13 protein-coding genes and 1 pseudogene are annotated in these 22,591 nt (G+C 52.2%); 12 read left to right on the top strand and 2 right to left on the bottom strand.

Going from position 1 to position 22,591, the window contains the following annotated elements:
• Positions 1-161 precede the first annotated feature (161 nt).
• From U2W12_RS06745 to U2W12_RS06735, 3 genes are all read left to right on the top strand, one after another.
• The gene (locus tag U2W12_RS06745; protein ID WP_326499903.1) at positions 162-593 is read left to right on the top strand and encodes a hypothetical protein; all 432 of its coding nucleotides are present in this window, start codon (positions 162-164) and stop codon (positions 591-593) included.
• Positions 594-864: 271 nt separating this feature from the next.
• Positions 865-2,223, top strand: a complete 1,359-nt coding sequence (locus U2W12_RS06740) for a glycoside hydrolase family 30 protein (protein WP_326499902.1) — start codon at positions 865-867, stop codon at positions 2,221-2,223.
• Positions 2,224-2,364: 141 nt separating this feature from the next.
• A complete protein-coding gene (locus U2W12_RS06735) occupies positions 2,365-5,547 on the top strand; it encodes a hypothetical protein (protein WP_326499901.1) in 3,183 nt (1,060 codons plus the stop codon).
• A gap of 15 nt (positions 5,548-5,562) precedes the next feature.
• On the opposite strand, the gene U2W12_RS06730 is transcribed toward U2W12_RS06735, so the two are convergent.
• Positions 5,563-6,840: a glycoside hydrolase family 30 beta sandwich domain-containing protein gene (locus tag U2W12_RS06730; RefSeq protein WP_326499900.1), complete on the bottom strand. Its 1,278-nt coding sequence runs from the start codon at positions 6,838-6,840 to the stop codon at positions 5,563-5,565.
• Positions 6,841-7,447: 607 nt separating this feature from the next.
• Between U2W12_RS06730 and U2W12_RS06725 the strand changes: the two are divergent.
• The 8 genes and pseudogenes from U2W12_RS06725 to U2W12_RS06690 all read left to right on the top strand — a co-directional run bounded on the left by U2W12_RS06725 (position 7,448) and on the right by U2W12_RS06690 (position 18,638).
• Positions 7,448-9,898 (top strand): annotated as a pseudogene (locus U2W12_RS06725) (glycogen/starch/alpha-glucan phosphorylase).
• Between the two features lie 297 nt (positions 9,899-10,195).
• Positions 10,196-11,599 (top strand): glucose-6-phosphate isomerase, encoded by a 1,404-nt coding sequence (locus tag U2W12_RS06720; protein ID WP_326499899.1) that lies wholly within the window; start codon positions 10,196-10,198, stop codon positions 11,597-11,599.
• Positions 11,600-11,677: 78 nt separating this feature from the next.
• Positions 11,678-12,316: a histidine phosphatase family protein gene (locus U2W12_RS06715; protein ID WP_326499898.1), complete on the top strand. Its 639-nt coding sequence runs from the start codon at positions 11,678-11,680 to the stop codon at positions 12,314-12,316.
• Between the two features lie 222 nt (positions 12,317-12,538).
• Entirely contained in the window at positions 12,539-14,422 is a 1,884-nt protein-coding gene (locus tag U2W12_RS06710; protein ID WP_326499897.1) for an alpha-amylase family glycosyl hydrolase, read from the top strand.
• Positions 14,423-14,429: 7 nt separating this feature from the next.
• Complete coding sequence (locus tag U2W12_RS06705; protein WP_326499896.1) at positions 14,430-15,662, top strand: acetate kinase; 1,233 nt, start codon at positions 14,430-14,432, stop codon at positions 15,660-15,662.
• A 111-nt stretch (positions 15,663-15,773) separates the two neighbouring features.
• Positions 15,774-15,941: a hypothetical protein gene (locus U2W12_RS06700; RefSeq protein WP_326499895.1), complete on the top strand. Its 168-nt coding sequence runs from the start codon at positions 15,774-15,776 to the stop codon at positions 15,939-15,941.
• 484 nt (positions 15,942-16,425) lie between these two features.
• Positions 16,426-18,093, top strand: a complete 1,668-nt coding sequence (locus tag U2W12_RS06695; RefSeq protein WP_326499894.1) for a glutamine synthetase III — start codon at positions 16,426-16,428, stop codon at positions 18,091-18,093.
• Between the two features lie 47 nt (positions 18,094-18,140).
• The gene (locus U2W12_RS06690) at positions 18,141-18,638 is read left to right on the top strand and encodes a hypothetical protein (protein WP_326499893.1); all 498 of its coding nucleotides are present in this window, start codon (positions 18,141-18,143) and stop codon (positions 18,636-18,638) included.
• Positions 18,639-18,740: 102 nt separating this feature from the next.
• Here U2W12_RS06690 and U2W12_RS06685 read toward each other — a convergent pair whose 3' ends face one another.
• The gene (locus U2W12_RS06685) at positions 18,741-19,259 is read right to left on the bottom strand and encodes an ion channel (RefSeq protein WP_326499892.1); all 519 of its coding nucleotides are present in this window, start codon (positions 19,257-19,259) and stop codon (positions 18,741-18,743) included.
• 531 nt (positions 19,260-19,790) lie between these two features.
• On the opposite strand from U2W12_RS06685, the gene U2W12_RS06680 reads away from it, so the two are divergent.
• The gene (locus U2W12_RS06680) at positions 19,791-22,532 is read left to right on the top strand and encodes a glucosidase (RefSeq protein WP_326499891.1); all 2,742 of its coding nucleotides are present in this window, start codon (positions 19,791-19,793) and stop codon (positions 22,530-22,532) included.
• The last annotated feature ends 59 nt before the right edge of the window (positions 22,533-22,591 follow it).

Here is a 22,591-nt window from a genome sequence, read left to right as displayed (position 1 = left end):
TTCGGGAGAAGGCTGGGATGAGGGGATCAAAATAAAGTATTTTTCCTTATTTTTGATCCTCCTCACCCCAACCCTCTCCAGCAGGAGAGGGAGCTTTCTTCTTAACTTAACGGCATTGGACCCTGCCATGGATAAAACTTAAATCATTGAGGAGAAAAATCATGTTAAATCCAAAATCCATTCGTTTGAGCACAGGCGTCTTCTGTATTGTGCTTTCTGGTTTGGCGCAAGCGCAGATTACCTATGAACAGGCCCAGGCCGAGTGTCAGGGTATCGCCCAACAGCAAGCAAGCGCATCAGGGACCACCCAGCAGCCACCGGCAGGAGGTCGGGCCAGGGGGGCGGCAGCCGGCGCTCTGGCGGGTGCAGCCAAGGCAAAAAGCAAAACCAACCAGTATGGCAATGTATCCGATCAGGTCTCCGAGGAATATACCCGCAACCAGATGCAGGAAGCCGCCAAGATGGGGGCCGCTGCCGGGGCAGCCAAACAACGCCAGCAACGGCGGCAAGACCAGCAGCAACAAAGTGCGTCAAGCGATGCCTATAATCAGGCATTTAATGCTTGCATGGCATCAAAGGGCTTCGCCCAGTAATCGTTCCTAACGATCATGAAAAGATTATTTCATCCGATCCGATGAAATGAGAGTTACAGAGCATGCCTAATCGGCAGACAGGATGAAGCAAATACCTTCCTGCAGGTGTGTACTCTCCTTCGTTGAGGAAAGAAAATTATGGGAATTGCTTGTTTTGACTATATCCCATCATTGTTGATTTTTTTCTCAAGGTTTAGCGTATTCGGTTCGAGTATCGCCTGTTTAGGATGACGATTCTTGCCTGCTATAAATAATATCCGGACAACACAAGATGACTGCGCAGCGCCTCGTAAAGCAATTTTGCACCGCCCGCGACACAGCCTACCGGCTCTCGGAACTGGAGCCGACGGAATTCGTGCCTGCCTCTGAACCCCTGGGATCCGCAGTATCCATCGATCCCGCAGTTAAGTTTCAGGAATTCATCGGGTTCGGCGGAGCTTTCACCGAGGCGGCTGCCGTGACGCTGGGCAAAATGCCTTGGCACCTGCGCCAAGAAATATTGGAGGCCTATTTTTTGTCAGACCGGGGCAATTCCTACACCCTATGTAGAACCCCTATCAACAGCTGCGATTTTTCTCTCGGAAATTACGCCTATGCCGAGGTGAAAGGCGATCTCGAGCTAAACTATTTCAACATCGACCGCGACAGGCAATCCTTGATTCCGATGATTCTCGATGCGATTAAAATAACCAAGGGAAAGCTGAAACTGTTCGCTTCGCCCTGGAGTCCGCCAGCCTGGATGAAGACCAACGGACAGATGAACGGCGGCGGCAAGCTGAGACCGGAGTACCGCCAAGCCTGGGCTAATTATTATGTCCGCTACATCGGGGAATACGGCCGGGAGGGCATACCGATCTGGGGCCTGACCGTGCAGAATGAGCCGGAAGCCTCGCAGATATGGGATTCCTGCCTGTATACAGGCGAAGAGGAACGCGATTTCGTCAGGGACTATCTTGGCCCAACCCTGAATGACGCCGGTCTTGGACATGTTAAGTTGATCATCTGGGATCATAACCGCGACCGGATGTATGAACGGGCCAAGATAGTCCTGGACGATCCGGAGGCTGCCCGCTATGTCTGGGGTGTGGGTTTCCATTGGTATTGCGGGGATCATTTCGATAATGTTCAGATGACCCATGATGCCTATCCCGACAAACACCTGATCTTCACCGAAGGCTGCCAGGAAGGTGGGCCCCATCTCGGTTCATGGGATACGGGCGAGCGTTATGCGCGTTCCATCATAAACGACCTCAACCGCTGGACGGTGGCATGGGTGGACTGGAATCTCGTCCTGGACGAAAGGGGAGGTCCCAACCACGTGAATAATTTCTGCAGCGCTCCCATCATTGCCGACACTCGGGCGAGGAAGGTGCTCTATCAAAGTTCTTATTACTATATTGGCCATTTCTCCCGTTTCATCCGTCCGGGCGCGCGCAGGCTGGCTTGTACGAAAACCCTCGACGCGCTCGAGACGACCGCGTTTCTGAACCGTGACGGAATTATTGTCGTGGTCGTTTTAAACCGATCCGAACAACTCTTCGAGTTTTTCCTCAATATTCGGGGTTTTGAGGCGAAGACTTCGATTCACGCTCATGCAATCAAAACTTATGTGTTCGAGGAGGTGTCATGAACGCGCAGCAAAACTTATTCTATCTCCCTATATCAATGGCAGTAAGGAAAATGAGGAACTGGATTTATGCGACGCTATCCTGAAAATTCGGGAAGAGGGTAGCTGGAATTGGAAGAATTTTTAGCTCCATATTGAGTGTGAATGCCGATGAAGCAGCCCTACAATTTCCGAGACAAAAATAATTGCTTTGTTATTGAGCAATACAACGATCGTATTCCCTTTGCCAGTTTTTTGCCGGGCATCGCCGGAACTCTGGGTCGCCCAGCGTGGGCTTTTTATGTCAACCGTGGCCAGGCCGTGGCCAGTTTTGGGGTGCGTAACAAAGACGGCGCTTTTTTGGAGTTTTATCCCGCCGACAAGGCGTATCAACTGACGCCATCCCGAGGCTTCCGCACTTTCCTGAAGATTGCTGCTGGCGATCGAACCCTCACACACGAGCCCTTCCAGCGTGGAGCGGGACCTGATGCCATTCAACGCCTTTACGTGACGCCCCATGAAATCGGCGTGGAAGAAATCAACCCCCATTTCGGATTCAGCATTCGAGCCGATATGTTCACCCTCCCCGAAGCGTCCGTGGCCGGTTTGGTGAGGCGGGTCACAATTGTGAATACCTCCGAACAGGCCAGAAGAATCGACATCGTCGATGGTTTGCCGCAAGTGCTGCCCTACGGCCTCAATCAATGGGGCGTGAAATTCATGAGCCGAACATCGGAAGCCTTCATGCGGGTCGAAGGCGTGCAGGAAAATCTGCCTTTTTATCGACTGAAAGTATGGCCGTCGGACACCCCGCAGGTGCAACCGGTCATCCCGGGCAATTTTTACGTCGGTTTCTTGAACGGCGAGCGTAACCGGGTGTTGGTGGACGCGGAGAAGATTTTCGGCTTGGCGGGAGACTTTTCCAAGCCGGAACGATTTTTTTCCGATGATCGTTTTGACTTCGATAATCAGGTAGTGGCCAATCAAATGCCCTCGGCTTTCCAGGCAATGACTCTCGAACTCCAGCCGGGAGAGAGCCAGGTATATTACGGCCTTTATGGACATGCTCCTTCGTTGCCGGAGCTTGAGCAATTCTTGATTGGGGCAAGCCAGCAGGACTATTTTGAGACGAAACGGGAGATTAATCGCCGCCTGGTGGAGGGAATCGGTAATCGGGCCTTTACCGCGACCGCACATCCCCTCTTCGATGCCCATGTCCGCCAGTGTTATCTGGATAACGGTTTGCGCGGCGGGTTTCCGATGCAGGTGCCGGGAGGTACGCGATTGTATTTGTTCGGCCGCAAGCATGGCGATCTGGAAAGGGATTACAACGATTTTCTGCTGCAGGATACGTTTTTTTCCGAAGGCAACGGCGATTTTCGGGATGTGCTGCAAAACCGCCGGATGGATCTGTTCTTCGATCCTGCTCTTAATACCAAAAACATCCGCTATTTCTTCAATTTGATTCAGCCGGACGGCTTCAATCCCTGTTCCTTACGGAACTCACGTTTTGCCGTGGAGACGCCGCAAACCTTTGCGTCTTATTTTGCCCAGATTCCCCAATTAGAATCGGTATTGTCTCGGGAGTTTAAATACGCGGAACTCTGGCAGGTGCTGCTTGAGTCGATTACGGAGAGTCCGGAGCCCATTGTGCGGGAAATTTTGGCGCGTGCACAGGAGGTGGAGGATGCCGAGTTTGACCGGGGCTATTGGTCAGACCACTGGACCTATTTGGTGGATTTGCTGATTGGCTACAAGGCCATTTATCCGGATCGGCTGGCCGGTTTGTTCCTGGAAAAGACTTACACCTTCTTCGACCCGACTCATTTTGTTCTCCCCCGGTCCAAAAAATACGTCGTAACGCCCCAAGGGGTACGTCAATTCGCGGCAGTGCAGGCGCGCCCCGACAAAATAGCCTTGATCAAGTCCCGCAGCCGGCGCCGCTATCAGGTTCGCACCCGGGGCGGCCAGGGCGAGATCGTTTTCACCACGCTGCTTGGAAAAATTCTCACCCTAGTGGTCAACAAACTGTCCTCCCTGGATCCCTTCGGGGTAGGCATAGAAATGGAGGCGGACCGCCCCGGCTGGTGTGATGCCTTGAACGGTCTCCCCGGGCTTTTCGGGTCGTCGGTGAATGAAACGATCGAACTCAAGCGCCTGGTGGACTTTACCGCTACAGCCCTAGCCGATGTCGATGGAGAATTTTCTCTACCGGTGGAGTTGGCAGATTTTATGTCCGGCCTGCAATCGCTTTTACATCAGCCAAAGCGCACGGCTGAGATATTCTGGCGGAAGTGCGGAACCTTGAAGGAAGCCTATCGGGAAAAAGTGTTCATGGGCTTTGAGGGTAGCGAACACACCTTTTCGATGACTGCGGCGCAGAACTTTTTGAGGACGGTTTCGAGCTATCTGGACGCAGCCGTCAGCGAAGCGCGCAGGCCGGAAGGAATCATCAGCTATTTCGCCTATGAAGCCGATCAGTACCAGGAAAACGAGGAGGGCAGAGCGGAGGTGACACACTTTCGTCAAAAGCCGTTGCCGCTGTTCCTGGAGGGTTTCGTTCATGCTTTACGGATCGCGAAACCGCAGGAGGCGGGATCGTTATATGATGCGGCACACAATTCGGAATTGTTTGATAAAAAGCTGGGCATGTACCGATTGAACGAACGGCTCGGGGAAAATGCCATGGAACTGGGCCGGATCGGCGTTTTCAACTATGGCTGGCTGGAGAACGGCTCAATCTTTCTGCACATGCATTACAAGTTTGTATTGGAAATGGTCAAGGCCGGGTTAGTCGAGGAGTTCTACGAACAGATAGAAAAGTTACTGGTGGCGTTTCGCGACCCCATGGAATATGGACGCAGCCCGATAGAAAATTCCAGCTTTCTGGTCAGCAGCGGCTTCGCTATCGATCCTCGGCAACACGGGCGGGGCTGTGTAGCCCGTCTCTCGGGCTCCACGGTAGAGCTTTTAAACCTGTGGACTCATCTTTTCCTCGGGCCTGCCCCATTTGTGTATGCGCAGGAAAGGCTGTTGTTTGTTCCAGCGCCGGTCTTGTCGAAATCTTTTTTTTCAACGAACGAACAATGCGCCAATCCCTTCGGTGTTGAAGAAACATTGCCTGACAATAGCGTGGCCTGTGCTTTGTTCGGAGCAACCCTGCTGGTCTACATCAACCCCACGCGGCAGGATACCTTCGGTCACGCTGCGGTCATGCCCCGCCGCTACCGGTTGCATGGTAGGGATGGCATCGTGCGAACGGTGGAGGGCCGGCATTTGGATGGACAAGACGCTGAAGCGTTGCGCCTTGGCCACTTCCGACGCCTTGATGTGCTGCTGGATGGATGAGGTTTCAAGAGATTTTTACACTGCCGGCCAGACATAGGTGCCTATTGCTCCTGCCGGCAGGATGGCAGTGGCTTTTTTTCCCTGGAATTGGATGTTGAAAGACCGGGATTCGGCGCCGTCATTGAGCGCGATCAAAACGATATGGCCTGCTGGCGTCAGGAAAGCCACATTGGGCAAGGACGCTTGTGCATCGGAATGAATTCTCGAAGAGCCGGGGCGAACGAATTTCGAGGCATGGCCGATCACATAGTAGGCGACGTTGCGGCCAATTTCTTCGCCGATGGTCAACGCACCGACACAGCGGGCCTCTCCGCCCGGTGTATGGGGACAACAGAAAGGGTCGGAAGCCAGGTTCCATTCCAGCACGATCCGGCTCCAGTTGCGTATGGAACCGATCAGGACATGTCTTATGTGCCAGAGCAGATCCCCCGCGAACTGCCCGTCCGCTCCCACCCATTGTTCGGTGAAATACAGTTTCATTTCCGGGTAAGCCTGATGCACGTCGGCTAGGGCCGAAATATCTCCTCCATACAGATGCCAGGCCGACCCGCTCAGATAGCGACGCGCTTCCGCATCGGCGAAAACTGCCAAGGGGTACTCTTTTACATCGCAATTGTGGTCCCAGCAAAACAGTTCCACGCCGGGCAGACCCACATTCCGCAAAGCCGGTCCCAGATGGTTCTTAATGAACTCGACCTGCTCGCATGCCTCCATGACCATGCTGGGCTCGTTTTTATCATTCAAGGGCTCGTTCTGCGGAGTGATGGCATGGATGGTGATGCCTCTCTCCCGCATTGCTTTCAGGTATTTGACTAGGTAAGCGGCGTAAACACCATAGCAATCCGGTCTGAGTTTGCCGCCGATGAAACTCTGGTTGGTCTTCATCCACGGCGGCGCCGACCACGGAGTGGCGATGATCCTGACTGTAGAGTTGACGGCCAGAATTTCCCGCAACAGTGGAATCACTTCAATGTCTCCGGCTTCAATGTCGAAATGCACAAGCTCGAAATCCGCGTGTCCGTCCGGCCTGTCGTCATAGGAAAAGCTTCTCTCGCTCAAGTCCGAGGCGCCGATGCTCAGGCGCAGAAAGCTGATGCCGATGCCGTTTCCATCGGGCAAGAACAATTCTCTCAACAACGCGCTCCGGTCAGCGGCAGGCAAGCGACTGATCAGCATCGCGCTGCCTCCGGTCAAGGAGAAACCGAATCCTTCCATGACCTGATACTTCTGCTCGGCATCCACAGTTATCACGGGGAAATCGTTGATGTCGGCGGCGGCAAAGCAAAGATCCACTGGCTGCCTTTGAAACAGGGTGTTTTGGTCGGCTGTAGTAAGCCAAACTGCAAGGGACGAAGGATCTTCAGCTAGAAGAAACATGGGATCAGAGGAATGGGTTTGTTCCGTCATCATATTCATATTGGACCAAGGTCCAATTTTTATTTTGTTGAATGTCGAGTAACTTGTTTTTAAAAACGCGGCCGGATAACTTTGCTTAATTAGCGTTGATAACGGATATATATATCTAATTTTATTCTAACATTGAATTCGCTGATGTTTCTTTAGCTACATAATTTTAAAGCACTATTTGTTAAATTCGATGAAGGATGTCATTTAGCCAAAATTCTGGGCGATTTAGATAAGGCTGGTGCATCTTTCCGGCTGAAACTTTATTCTTCGCGAGAGTTTGTCCGTTTGATAGCAAAAATGCCGTCCTGAATGCCGGCTGGCTTGGTAAGGAAAAAGAGCGCGCCATGCAGCTCTAATGGAGCCAGGACAACTACAAGCGCTGCTTTGATAAGTCTTTTAGGTTGCGTTTTAGAAATGGGCTCAATACAAACAGGGCAGCGAAAATACCGTCAGGGCAATAAATTCGACTAACCGACTATTTGGAAATAACACTATGCTGGCAATTGTTGAAGAAATTAAACAAGCAATTTATGGTCACCTGAAACACAGTATAGGAAGGCTTCCTTCGCTGGCTACCAAACATGATTGTTACAAGGCTTTATCGCTGGCTGTACGCGACAGATTGCAACAGCACTGGATTGAAACGGTGCAGGCCTACTCTGAGCAGGATATTAAAGTGGCCTGCTACCTGTCAGCAGAGTTTTTGATGGGCCCCCATCTCGGCAATAATTTATTGAATTTGGGCATTGAGGATGAGGTGCGCCAAGCAGTCGTCGACCTGGGTTTTGAACTGGACGAATTGCTTGCCGAAGAGGAAGAACCCGGTCTCGGCAACGGCGGCTTGGGCCGATTGGCCGCCTGTTACCTGGATTCCCTGGCGACCCTTGAACGACATGCTCTCGGTTATGGGATTCGCTATGAATTCGGAATTTTCGATCAGGAAATTCGCGACGGATGGCAATGCGAGATAACCGATAAATGGTTACGCGGAGGCAACCTGTGGGAAATTGCCAAACCCGATATCACTTATTATGTCAATTTCGGTGGCCATACTGAATATTATCAAGATGCCGATAGTAAGCAGCGTGTGCGATGGATACCTGATCGGGCAGTCAAAGGCATGGCTTATGATACCCCCATCCAGGGTTATCGAGTCAACACCTGCAACACCTTGCGGCTATGGAGCTCCGAGGCCTGCGAAAGTTTCGATTTTCAGGCCTTCAACACCGGTGATTACTATGCGGCGGTGAACGATAAAGTGACCTCCGAAACGCTGACGAAGGTGCTTTATCCGAATGACGAGCCTGATATCGGCAAGAGGCTCCGCCTGGCGCAACAATATTTTTTCGTGTCTTGTTCGCTGCAGGACATGCTGCGTCTTCTTGATGTTTTGGGGGTGCCTACGCAGCGTTTTCCGGAAAAGTTTGCCGTACAGCTTAACGATACCCATCCTTCTATCGGTGTGGCCGAATTGATGCGTCTGTTGGTCGACGAACGCCGGATCGCCTGGGATGAAGCATGGGATATTACCGGGCGCACTTTCGGCTACACCAATCACACATTATTGCCCGAGGCACTGGAAACTTGGCCGTTGCCTTTGTTCCGCGAAATGTTGCCGAGGCATCTCGAGATTATTTACGAAATCAATGCACGTTTTCTTGCCGCGGTTCGCGAGAACCATCTCCAGGATGAAGAGCGAATCAAACGGCTGTCATTAATTGATGAGAATGGCGATAAACACATTCGCATGGCTCATCTCGCCTGCGTTGGAAGTTACTCCATCAACGGGGTGGCGGCATTGCACACGGAGCTCTTGAAACGAAATGTGCTCAGGGATTTTTATGAATTATGGCCGGATCGCTTTAATAATAAAACCAATGGCGTGACGCCTCGGCGTTTTATGGTTTTAGCCAATCCGAAACTGGGGGAGTTGATTACCCGCACAATCGGTGACGGATGGATTACCCATACCGAACAGCTCAGAATGCTCGAGTCCTTCTCGGAGGATGCCGCGTTTCGTAAAGAATGGCGAGCCGTCAAGCAGTCCAACAAGCAGCATCTCTCTAATTATATCCTCAGAAGGACCGGAATCGAACTCGACCCCAGCTGGTTGTTTGATGTTCAGGTCAAGCGTATTCATGAATACAAACGCCAGCATTTGAACATTCTTCATGTCATCACACTGTATAACCGTCTGAAACGTGATCCCAAGCGTGCTATCGCGCCGCGAGCATTCATTTTCGGCGGCAAGGCGGCCCCCGGTTATTTTATGGCCAAGCGTGTCATTAAATTGATCAATGCGGTGGGCTAGGTGGTAAATAATGATCCGGACGTGAATCAATATTTGCGCGTCGCGTTTGTGCCCAACTTTAATGTGCGGAATGGGCAGCTCATTTATCCGGCAGCCGATCTATCCGAGCAGATCTCGATGGCGGGCAAGGAAGCTTCCGGAACCGGCAATATGAAATTCACGTTGAACGGCGCCTTAACCATCGGCACACTGGACGGTGCCAACGTTGAAATACGAGAAGAAGTTGGCGCGGAAAATTTCTTCCTGTTCGGGCTGACCACTGAGGAAACCGTCAGACTTCAGCAGCAAGGCTATCGCCCTTATGCCTACGTCGAAGGCAATCCCGAATTGGCCGAAGCGATTCAGCTGATCGCATCGGGGCATTTCTCGAATGGCGACACCGAGGTATTCCGTCCTTTAATCGATAACCTGTGCCAGTCCGACCCCTTTCTGGTCTTCGCCGATTATGCCGATTACATCGCCTGTCAGGACAAAGTCGCCGAGATCTGGCAAGACCCGGAGAACTGGACCAGGATATCCATTCTGAATACGGCCAGAGCAGGCAAATTTTCTTCGGATCGCGCGATTCGTGAATATTGCGATGAGATTTGGAAAGTCCGTCCGGTAACCGTAACGATGAAAGGTATGAGTTAAACAGGAAGGGCTGTCGATGCCGGCCCCGTAGTTTATCAAAAACCCTAACGACTGGCGTAGCCTACCGGGCGCAATTAAAATCAATTTTATTAAGCTATTTGGATAAAGATTAATGAACCCGCGAGAGCTCTGGCAGCATTACCAAGATTGGCTTTACTTTCACAAGGACTTGGGATTGTATCTCGATATCAGCCGTATGCGGTTTAGCGAGAGTTTGGTGGAGTTTTTACAGCCAAAATTCGCGAAAGCGTTTAAAGACATGGAGGAGGCGCCATAGCGAACCCGGATGAAAATCGCATGGTTGGGCATTACTGGTTGCGTAACCCTGAGATTGCGCCATTGGAATTGAAAAACCAAATCCCGGGTAACATCGATCGTATCGAGGCTTTTGTCAAGAAGGTTCATGACGGCTCGGTTCGTCCGCCGGAAGCGCCTAAGTTCACCGACATCCTTTCGATTGGGATTGGCGGGTCGGCACTCGGTCCGGAATTTGTGGCCGAAGCGCTGTCGGCCGCTTGTCCGCCGCTGGCTATCCACTTTATCGACAATACCGACCCAACAGGGATCGATCGCATCCTCAATAGGTTGCACCACAGGCTTAACAGTACTCTGGTCATCGTCACCAGTAAATCCGGCGGGACGCCCGAAACCCGCAATGGGATGCTGGAAGTGAAGCACGCCTACGAGCAGCAAGGCTTGAATTTTACAGCCCATGCCGTGGTCATCACGATGTTGGGCAGCAAAATGGATGAACTCGAGCGAATTGAAGGATGGCTGGCCGAGTTCCCTATGTTCGACTGGGTAGGGGGGCGAACTTCCGAGATGTCTTCGGTAGGCCTGTTGTCGGCTTCACTGCTGGGGATTGATGTCCGCGCGCTGTTAGCAGGCGCTAAGGAAATGGATAGCGCCACTCGCGTCCACGAACTCAAGCGCAACCCGGCCGCTTTGCTGGCCTTTGCCTGGTATGCTGCAGGTAACGGCAAGGGTGAAAAAGACATGGTGGTCTTACCCTATAAAGACTCTCTGCTGCTGTTTTCACGCTATCTGCAACAACTGGTGATGGAGTCGCTGGGCAAGGAAAAAGATCTGGACGGCAATACGGTCCATCAAGGCCTTGCGGTTTACGGTAACAAGGGCTCCACGGACCAGCACGCTTTTGTTCAGCAACTTCGGGAAGGTGTGGCGAATTTTTTTGTAACTTTCATCGAAGTGCTGGAGGACCGGGCGGGACCCTCCATTGAGGTGGAAGCCGAGGTCACCAGCGGCGACTTTCTTTCCGGATTTTTACAGGGTACGCGGCAAGCGCTTTTCGAGAATTTAAGGGACTCGATAACGGTGACGATTAGCCGGGTAGATGCTCGATCGGTCGGCGCCCTGATCGCCCTTTACGAGCGCGCCGTTGGATTTTATGCCTCTCTGATCAACATTAATGCTTATCATCAGCCCGGTGTAGAAGCCGGAAAAAAAGCCGCAGAGAATTTGTTGGGCCTGCAGCGTAAAATTCTCTCCGTTTTGAAAGGCGCGGATCAGCCCCTGACATTGCCAGCCTTGGCGGAAAAAGCGGATGCCGGCGAGCGGATCGAAGACGTTTACAAGATTCTACGCCATTTGGCGGCAAATCGCCGTGGCGTCGATTTGCACGGCGATCTTGCCAAGCCGGGCGGGCTGACGATCAGTTTTAATGGGCCGGCAAGCGTTTGAAACTTCTTCGAATATCCAGATTTAGGGTATGAGCTTTAAATCGCTGAGTTTATTATGTCAACCAAGGAGTAATACCCTATGGCACTGAAAATCTATTTGCTTCGTCATGGGGAAACCACGTACAGCCAACGCGGCGCTTATTGTGGAGCTCTCGATGCCGAACTTACCCAGGAAGGCAGACAAATGGCGCAATGTTTCGCCGAAGCCTATCGCTCGATACCTTGGACCGATGTCTATGTCAGCCCGATGAAAAGAGCGATCGCGACAGCACAGCCTTTGTGCGACGCCTTGGGCTTGACGATGCAGATCAGGGATGGACTCCGTGAAATCAGTTACGGCGCCTGGGAAGATCAGGAGCCTGACTATGTCAGTCAACATTATGATCAAGACTTCCTGCGCTGGCAGACCGATCCGGCCTGGAACCCGCCGACCGGCGGTGAAACGGCGATTCAGATCGCCGCCCGCTCCCTTCCCGTCATTACCGAGATCGAGTCTACGTACAAGGCCGGCAATGTGCTGGTGGTCTCGCATAAGGCAACCATACGCATCATTCTCTGTAGCTTGTTGGGCATTGATGTCGGTCGTTACCGGGATCGTATCAACACCCCCGCGGCTTCCGTGTCGATAGTCAAGTTTGTGACGTACGGACCGATGCTGGAGGTTTTAAGCGACCGCAGCTACATGCCAGAACAGTTGCGCAATCGCGCGGGTACGTGATCATTATAGGGAGTAAATTGCCATGACTCGTAGCTATAAAGCGAGCATCGGCTTCTATTTTCCGCCGGGGTCAACGGTCACCGATGCCGGGGTGAATTTTTCAATTTTCAGCCGTCATGCGAGTGGCGCCGAGTCGCTCCTTTATGAAGCGGCCGGGAGTCCGGAGCCGTTTCAGATCATCCGTCTGGGCCCCAAAGTGAACCGATCGTTTTTTTCTGGCATGTGTTTGTCGAAGGGCTTCCGGCCGGAACCCATTATACCTGGCGAACATTTGGCCCCGGCGATACGGCGGCGACAGGACGGCGCTTCAATCCGAAAAAAGAACTCGTCGACCCATGGACCAAGGCGGTGACCGATGTCTTTTGGAATCGGCGCCGCGCCTCCGATCCGAATGACGAAAGCCGCTCGTCGTATCGGGGCGTGGCCGCGAAATCGGATTATCTGTGGACGAACGAGCGTGCCCGTAAACGGGGCCTCGAAGGTGCGATCATCTATGAACTGCATGTCGGCGGCTTTACCCGCCATCCTTCGGCTGGCGTCGGCCATCCCGGCACCTTTGCCGGCTTGATCGATAAAATCCCTTACTTGCAGGAACTCGGAATTACGCATGTCGAACTGATGCCGGTGATGGCGTTCGACGAACAATTCGTGCCGGATAACGTGGCGGCAAAAGGGTTACACAATTATTGGGGATACAATACGCATAGCTTTTTCAGTCCACACCCCGGTTATTGCGTAAGCCCCGAACTTGGAACGCATGCGCGCGAGTTCAAGGATCTGGTCAAAGCATTGCATAATGCCGGCATCGGCGTGATTCTCGATGTTGTTTTCAATCATACCGCGGAAGGCGGCGACAAGGGCCCGATGATAAATTTCAAGGGTTTCATGAACGAAATCTTTTACCATCTGGAAGCGCATAATCGGACCTATTATCGCGATTACACCGGCTGCGGCAACAGCGTCAATTGTAATCATCCCTTGGTGACGCAGTTCATCGTGCACTGCCTGGAGTATTGGGTCGAGGAGATGCATGTGGACGGTTTTCGCTTCGATCTGGCCAGCGTTTTCACGCGCGGCGAGGATGGCGCACCCCAAGCCAATCCGTCGCTGCCTTGGCGGATCGAATTTTCGCATGCGCTTAACCGGGTCCCGATGATCGCGGAGGCGTGGGATGCTTCGGGCCTCTATCATGTGGGGTCGTTTCCCGGCTTGCGCTGGGCGGAGTGGAACGGCCGCTATCGCGACGTGATTCGGCGTTTTGTCCGCGGCGACCCGGGACTGGTCGGCGAGGTGGCCTCATGTATCGCCGGCAGCAGCGACCTTTATGCGGACGAGGACCGCTTGCCGCTGCACAGCATCAATTTCATCAGCTGTCATGACGGCTTTACCTTGCACGATCTGGTAAGCTATAACGGCAAGCACAACGACGCAAACGGCGAAAACAATCGCGACGGCTGCGATAACAATATGTCCTGGAATTGCGGCGCGGAAGGTGAAACCGATAATGCGGACGTATTAGCCCTCAGGCGGCGGCAAGCCAAAAACCTAATCAGCATCCTGTTATTGAGCCAGGGGATTCCGATGTTTCTGGCCGGCGATGAGGTGTTGCATACGCAAAAAGGCAATAATAATACTTGGTGTCAGGATAATGAGCTGTCGTGGTTCGACTGGAGCCGCGTCGAAAAAAATCGCGACATGCTGCGGTTCGTAAAGGAACTGATTGCATTAAGACGCCGGCACCCGAACCTGAATCGGGGCGAATTCTTTACCGGAGAGGAGGTGCCAGGTCGTGGTCTTCGTGATATATCCTGGCATGGCTACCGGCTTGACGAGCCCTTATGGTTCGATTATAGCGCGCAATTTTTAGCTTATACATTGGCCGGACTCACCGGCGAAGAGGAAGATGTGCATGTCATTTTAAATATGTCGGAGCGGGTTGTGGAGGTTCCTTTGCCCAAGATACCCGGACGCAAATGGCACCAGGCGCTGGACACCTCGCGCACGGGGCCCGATGACATCATGCCGCGCGACCGGCAGAAGCCTTTTGAAGGTTCGTCTTATCTGATACCTAGGCGCACGGTCGCCGTGTTCGAGGCGCGCGGATGATCAAAGCATGAGCCGCGTGGAAATCCTATGCGATACCCCCAAAGTCCTGGTGATCAACAGCGGCAGCTCTTCGATCAAATACGGACTGTTTGCGATGAAACCGGGTCATCTGCTTGCCAGCGGGCTGCTCGAACGTATCGGTGAAGGCGTCAGCCTGATCCGGCACCGTGAAGAAAATGCGCAAGGCGAGCGAGTCGAGACCCGGCAGGAAATCGAAGCCCCCGACCACCGCGCCGCTTTCAACGTTATCGCCGCGATTTTACACCGTACCTTCGGCTTTGAAGCAGGGGATGGGCCGGATGCGATCGGTCATCGCGTGGTCCATGGCGGCGAGGCCTTTTCGGCATCGGTAGAGATCGATCAGACGGTGATCGATACGATTCGAAAGCTGGTCCCGTTGGCGCCGCTGCATAATCCGGCCAATCTGACCGGTATCGAAGCCTGCCGGGACATTTTTCCGGCGGTGCCGCAGGTCGCCGTTTTCGATACCGCTTTTCATCAGACCATGCCGCCCCACGCTTTTCGTTATGCCATCCCGGAAACCTGGTATAGCCAGCATGGGATACGCCGCTACGGTTTCCACGGCAGTTCTCATCGATATGTCGCGGGCCGGGCGGCCGACTATTTGCAGCGCCCGCTCAAGGAACTTAAATTAATTACTTTGCATCTCGGCAACGGCGCCAGCGCCGCGGCAATTGAGCACGGATGTTGCATCGATACGTCGATGGGCTTCACGCCGTTGGAAGGCCTGGTGATGGGGACGCGGTGCGGCGATTTGGATGCGGCGATACCGCTTTATCTGGAAAATATTCTAGGCCAGAGCGCGAGCAAACTTGATGACGCCCTTAACAGGGATTCCGGATTGAAGGGGCTATGCGGCAGTAACGACTTACGCGAAGTTTTGGCAGGCGAGCAAGCCGGCGACGAACGCGCCCGCCTGGCCTTGGATGTTTACTGTTACCGTATCCGAAAATATATCGGTGCCTACTTTGCCGCGCTGGAAGGTCTGGACGCACTGATTTTTACAGGCGGTGTAGGCGAAAATGCGCATTTAATTCGAAGCAGGGTTTGTAAAGGTCTTGAAAAGCTCGGCATTGCTATCGATTCGGAAGCCAATAACAGGGCACTTGAAGAAATCAGCGAGATAGGGCGCGGCGACCACTCCGTCCGGGTTCTGGCCATACGCACGAACGAAGAGTTACAGATCGCGCGCGAAACGCTTTCCGTCTTAATTGGCTAGTCATCGTATCGCATCGGGTCTTCTACTACGTTTTTTAAAGCATAAATGAAGATTGTCTCCTTGGCTAACTGAGTTGAATTTAGGCTAAATTGGACATCACTTGGAGGTAAAATGAACGATAAGGGCTGTTGCCGTGGGTCCAGCCTGATGAATAATAAGCTTGGCAAGACATTTTCCGGAAATTACGAATCCCCATCCCAGACCGATGCTGACACCCCGGTTATTACCGTCGCACCCAATCACCGTCTGCTGGAAAAACTCAAATCCGATATGCACTAAGTTAGCGCCCGCATCGGACAATGGGGTGTGTTTATGGATGAAGCCCTTCCATCCTCCAATGAAGGCAAAGTGCAACATATAAAAGTCCCGAAAATTGAAAATGAAATGGCCCTCATCGATTTTACCTTCCCCCTTCAACTTCTGGTCATCACGTAGCCTTATTAATCATCACGTAGCCTTATTAAAAGGAACTGGCGCCGACCAGCCTAGACATCTGGCGAAGTCGGTTACTATGGAATAGGAATTGTGCCATTGGAAATAGGGTGCGCATTGCTTACCATATCGCGCGGCGGTCTGTCGAACTCAAGCAAAAGGTCAGTTTGGCGCCGGAGATCATCGATATGTTAAAGCAGAAAATACCGGGAAAGCCAAAGTGGCGGGGGCAGTCCGTTACTGATGAATTATCGAAATTACAAAGAGGAATAAAATGACCGGATATGCGGCGCGAGTTAAGGCTGTTCAAAACATTACCAATCGTGGACCTATGTCTGTCAAACCACCGGGACCGCTGAGCAGTCTATGGGCAAGTGATGTGTTTACCTTGAGCAAGATGAGGGACAGTCTGCCCAAAGAAATCTATCATTCGCTGAAAAAAACCATCGAAACCAGTGCGGCGCTCGATGTTTCTATTGCCGATGTCGTTGCATTGGCGATGAAAGACTGGGCCATGTCCAAAGGCGCTCTCTATTATGCGCATGTATTTTATCCGCTAACCCATGCGACGGCAGAAAAGCACGATGGTTTTATCTCCTTGCAGAGCGATGGCTCCGTAATCTCTGAATTTAGCGGTAAAGTACTGGTGCAGGGCGAACCCGATGGCTCGTCGTTCCCGAATGGCGGTATGCGTTCCACTTTTGAAGCGCGCGGTTATACCGCATGGGATGTCACCAGTCCTGCCTTTATCATAACGACCGACAATGGCGCAACACTTTGTATTCCCACGGTTTTTATTTCCTGGACGGGAAAGGCCCCGGATATGAAAACGCCTTTGCTGCGAGTGAATGCCGCGCTGAACAAGGCCGCTAAAAGAATCTTGTCCATTCTCGGTTATACCGACATAGCTCCGGTTAATTCCAGTTGCGGTGCCGAGCAGGAATATTTTTTGGTCGACGCCAATTTTGTTAATAGCCGCCCGGACTTGTTGCTTACCGGCAGAACCCTGTTTGGCGCAGCGGCGGCCAAAGGCCAGCAATTTGATGACCATTATTTCGGCGCGATACCGGAACGCATTCAGGTCTATATGCAGGATGTAGAGGAGCAGTTATACCGATTGGGCATCCCGGCCAAAACCCGGCATAACGAAGTGGCGCCCGGCCAATTCGAGTTTGCACCTTTTTTTGAATCGGCAAACGTAGCGACAGACCATCAGCAGTTGTTGATGACGGTCTTAAAAAATACCGCCAAAAAACACGGTTTGGTCTGCCTGTTGCATGAAAAACCGTTTAAAGGCATTAATGGATCGGGTAAGCATGTCAATTGGTCGGTGGGTAATAAAACGCAAGGGAATTTGCTGGCTCCCGGTATTACACCGCATTCAAACTCGCAATTTTTACTGTTCTGCGGCGCGGTTATTCGCGGCGTTCACAAGTATGGCCCGCTGTTACGCGCTGTTGTCGCAACGGCAAGCAATGATCACCGCCTGGGCGCCAATGAAGCGCCGCCTGCCATCATGTCGGTTTATCTCGGCACGCAACTCGATAATATCTTCGAGCAAATCAGGAATGGCGAGATAATCGGCTCGGAAGACGCGGGCGTTATGGATCTGGGCATCCAGACCCTGCCTGTTTTTAAAAAAGACGCCGGTGACAGAAACCGTACATCTCCTTTTGCATTTACCGGTAATCGGTTTGAATTCCGGGCTGTCGGTTCCGGACAATCGGTGGCAGGTCCGTTGGTTGCGCTGGATACCCTGCTGGCGGACTCACTCAACTGGATTGCCGATTCGCTGGAAGCTCAGCTAGGGCAGGGCGTTGATCTTAATGCCGTAATACTCAATATTCTAAAAGATATAATCGACAAGCACGGTGCGGTGATATTCAATGGCAACAGCTATTCCGCCGAATGGCATAGAATGGCAGTTGAAGAACGCGGTTTACCCAATCTTAAATCAGCGGCCGATGCGTTACCCGTTTTAAAAGAATCGTATAAGTGAATAGCAACAAGTTCATTGGCATTTCTTGAGCTCTCTAAGTCATTGATTTGCTATTCACAGGTTGCAAACGAACTTCTCGCGAAGCACTTATCGAGGAATTATTTGACAAGCTCGGCGTACTCTCGCCCGATGAACTCGCCAGCCGTTTCGGCATTTTTGCCGAACAATACATACTGTCTATCGATGTGGAGGCAAAATTAGTGGTCACCATGGCAAAAACCGGTATTTATCCTGCTGCGGTCAAATACTTATCCGATCTTTCCTCTGCGATAAACAGCCTTAAAAGCAACGGTGTCGAACTGGATGCCGGCCCTTTAATTCGGATAACGGAGTTGCTGACAGCAATGATGGAAGCCGTCGGTAAGCTTGCCGCATCGCTCACGCAATACGATTTTTCAACTATCGAAGAACATATGCAATTCTGCGCAAAGAACATCCGCCCGCTCATGGATGAAGCCCGTCACTATGCAGATGCGCTTGAAGGCGAAATAGCCAATGAATTGTGGCCCTATCCAACTTATCAGGAAATGTTGTTTATCAAATAGCGCCTGTGCAACGACTGAAGATCGCCTTCAAATAGTAAGGGGCCTGAGCAATAAGGCCGATTTTTGAATCCGAAAGATCAAGTTGACGGTTTTACGGTTTATTTATCTGCGGTGATTCAAAAATAGCCCTACCAATCCAGCCAACATAATTGCAATGTAGAACTGGCCGCTAATCACTTCGAAATAGGCAAGTGTTCGCGCCAACGGTGCAACGGGGGTAATGTCGCCATATCCCAGACCGGCCAAGGTTACAAAACTGTAGTAGAGAAGAGTATCCAAGGGAGCCTTGCCGCCAACTCCTTCCATACCGTTGAACGAGCCCGGCAAAAATTGAAAGGTTAATCCATACAAGATCGCCCAAATAAGCCCCATCAGCAGATAAACGCACATGGCGCCGAAGAGCAAATTGCGGTCGACCTGAGTTCCCCCGAACACATGTTTGGCTGCAATAATTGCGCTGCTAATGGAGAATAAAAGGACCACCGTGGTTAAGCACAATTCCACGGCGATGCCGCCATACAAAATATTGATGGCTGTGAAAGTAACGCCTAATAAAGCAAGTGCTGATCCGAGCTTGAAAAGATAATTTTCCCGAGGTATGCCCCAGATTGCAATCAACATCAAAGCGCTGTATCCAACCGACAACGTAACCCGTCGTATAAAAAAAGCATTCTTTACCAAGGCAGGAAAGGTGCTTAGCAGAGGTATCAGCAAAAAAAGAAATAGCAAGCCGGATATAAGGAAAGCATAATTGCCGGTCTTTGGCCGCCGCGTTAGAGTAGACATGTAAAGCTCGCGCAGGATAATTACGGTTTTATACACAAAGGTTCATTTTATTACAGTACGACATAATGTAATACCTGTCTATAACGGGTACGATTTATCCTACGGCAATCGGCTTAAAGCCTCTGTTGAAACTATTTCTTCCGGGTAGGCTAAATCGCGAATACTATCCTGCTGCCGGTAGCCAACTGACCTAACGCGTCTAGTTCATATGGTAAAATTTGGGTATCAAGCACGGTATGTTGTTTCACATATCTTACGTGTATTGTAAATCCACCCGCAGCGTGATAGTGCTGGCATTATGTTTCAGCCCATCCGAAAAACCGCAACTCCCATTATGAATTATTACTAAAGCATCTCAGAACTATTATGACAATGGAAAAAAAGAGACTACAGGCAGCCCGCGACCGCAATATTCCCTGGAAAAAATGGGGGCCGTATTTGAGCGAACGGCAGTGGGGCACCGTACGGGAAGACTATAGCGATAACGGCGATGCGTGGAATTATTTTACCCACGACCAGGCGCGTTCACGCGCCTATCGCTGGGGCGAAGACGGCCTGGCAGGAATTTCGGACGACCACCAGGTGCTTTGTTTTGCTTTGGGGTTCTGGAATGGCAACGATCCCATCGTCAAGGAGAGGCTGTTCGGGCTGACCAACAGCGAGGGCAATCACGGCGAGGATGTGAAAGAGTATTACTTCTACCTCGACAGTACGCCAACCCACTCCTACATGAAATATCTGTACAAGTACCCTCACGCGGCTTATCCCTATGAAGATTTAATTAAAACCAATCGGCAACGCAGCCGCAACGAGCTGGAATATGAGCTTTTGGATACCGGTATTTTCGACGAAGACCGCTATTTCGATGTTTTTGTCGAATACGCTAAGTCGGATTCCGAGGACATCCTGATCAAAATCAGCATCGCCAATCGCGGCCCCGAAGCGGCGCCGTTGCATGTTTTGCCGACTCTCTGGTTTCGCAATACCTGGTCTTGGGCGGACGGCGGCAGCAAGCCGGTCCTGCAGAAGGTAAACAACGCCGAACGCAGCATCGTGCAGGCCCATCACACCGATCCTCTGTTTCAAGAATTTTTGGCGGACTACTATCTTTACTGTGACGGCACTGTTCCCCTGTTGTTTACCGAGAACGAAACCAACCACCAGCGCCTCTTCGGTTCGCCGAATGCCAGCCCTTATGTCAAAGACGGCATCAATAATTTCCTTATGCATGGGCAGCAGGATGCGGTTAATCCCCTGCAAACCGGTACGAAGGTTTCGCCGCATTATCAGCTGTTGATCGGTGCGGGAGAAACACAAGTTGTCCGCCTGCGCCTGACTCGCAACGTGCCGGCCCAAATCGAAAATCCATTTATCGATTACGATACCGTTTTTACAGCGCGTTTGCAGGAAGCCGATGCTTTTTATGACGAGATAACCCCAGCGGCAATCAAAGCCTCCGACCCGGATCAGGCCAATCTGATGCGCCAGGCCTTGGCCGGGATGCTGTGGTCAAAGCAGTATTTCTACTACGACGTGGACAAGTGGTTGGAAGATCACCATGTGACCCCATGGTCGGGAGAGGAGCAGCGCCATCGGTTTCGCAACGGCGAATGGTTTCACATGTCCTGCGATGACATTATCTCCATGCCCGATAAGTGGGAGTATCCCTGGTTTGCGGCCTGGGACCTGGCTTTCCATATGCTGCCATTGTCGATCGTGGACTCGGACTTTGCCAAAGCTCAGTTGGATTTGATGCTGCACAACGATTTCCTGCACCCGAACGGCCAAATCCCGGCCTACGAGTGGAACTTTGGCGACGTCAATCCGCCTGTGCATGCCTTTGCCACCATGCAAATCTATTTGATGGACAAGGCGCGCAATGACGGCAAAGGCGATATCGACTTTCTCAAATATGCCTTTGCCAAACTGCTGGTCAATTTTACCTGGTGGGTCAACCGCAAGGATCGCAGTGGCAACAACGTCTTTGAGGGAGGCTTTTTGGGCCTGGATAACATCGGTGTGTTTGATCGCAGTGCGCCCCTGCCGACGGGAGGCCACCTGGAGCAGGCGGACGGTACCGCCTGGATGGTCTTTTTCAGCCAGCAGATGCTGCGCATTGCCGTCGAACTGGCGGTGCACGACCCTCTCTACGAAGAGTTCGTCAGCAAGTTCTTCGAGCATACGATGTGGATTGCCGCGGCGATGGATCGGCTGGGCGAACAACAGGATGAAATGTGGGATGAAGAAGACGGGTTCTTCTACGACGTCCTGCGGCTGCCGGACGGCACGGCGATGCGCTTGAAGGTGCGCTCGATGGTCGGACTGCTGCCGCTAGCGGCCGTGGCACTCTTTGAAGAAGCAGACCTCGCGAAAATGCCCAACTTCCGCCAGCGTGCCCAGGCCTTTGGCCGCCGTCACCCCGAATTCACCGTCAACATGCATTTACCCAGTCAACCGGGCGCAACAGGTCGGCGCATGCTGTCGGTGTTCAACGAACAGAAATTGCGCCGCGTCCTCGCCCGCATGCTGGATGAAAGCGAGTTCCTCAGCCCGTATGGCATTCGCTCGCTGTCCCGTTATCACCGGGAGCACCCCTTTGTCTTTCACCATGCGGGCCAGGAATTCCGCGTGGACTACCTGCCGGGAGATTCCAACACCGGCATGTTCGGCGGCAATTCCAACTGGCGCGGTCCGGTTTGGATGCCGGTCAATTTCCTGCTCCTCCGCGGATTGGTTCAGCTGTATTCATACTACGGTGATTCGTTCACGATCGAATGCCCAACCGGTTCGGGCCGGTACATGACGTTGTTTGAAGTGGCCCAGGAATTGAGCGATAGGTTAACCCGTATCTTCCAGCGCGATAGCAACGGTCGCCGTCCGCTCTATGGGGGATCGGAAAAATTCCAAACCGACCCCTACTGGAAAGATTTAGTCCTGTTTTATGAATATTTCCACGGCGACAACGGCGCGGGCATCGGCGCCAGCCATCAGACAGGCTGGACGGGTTGCATCGCTCGCATTATTCAGGTCAGTGGCGACGTCACGAAAGAGATTGCGGCGGGCGCTGATGCCGAGATGGCAGGGATTAAGAAGACGGTAGGCAAGTAAGGGCTAGCCGGAAGCGGAGGTATAAGTGGCTGCCTGCAAAAGCGTTATCTTTAAAATTA

This window comes from Methylomicrobium sp. Wu6 (assembly GCF_035916875.1).
Classification (GTDB): Bacteria; Pseudomonadota; Gammaproteobacteria; order Methylococcales; family Methylomonadaceae; genus Methylomicrobium.
The sequence above is the reverse complement of the archived record's forward strand: the minus strand, read 5'-3'. Positions and strand labels throughout refer to the sequence as shown.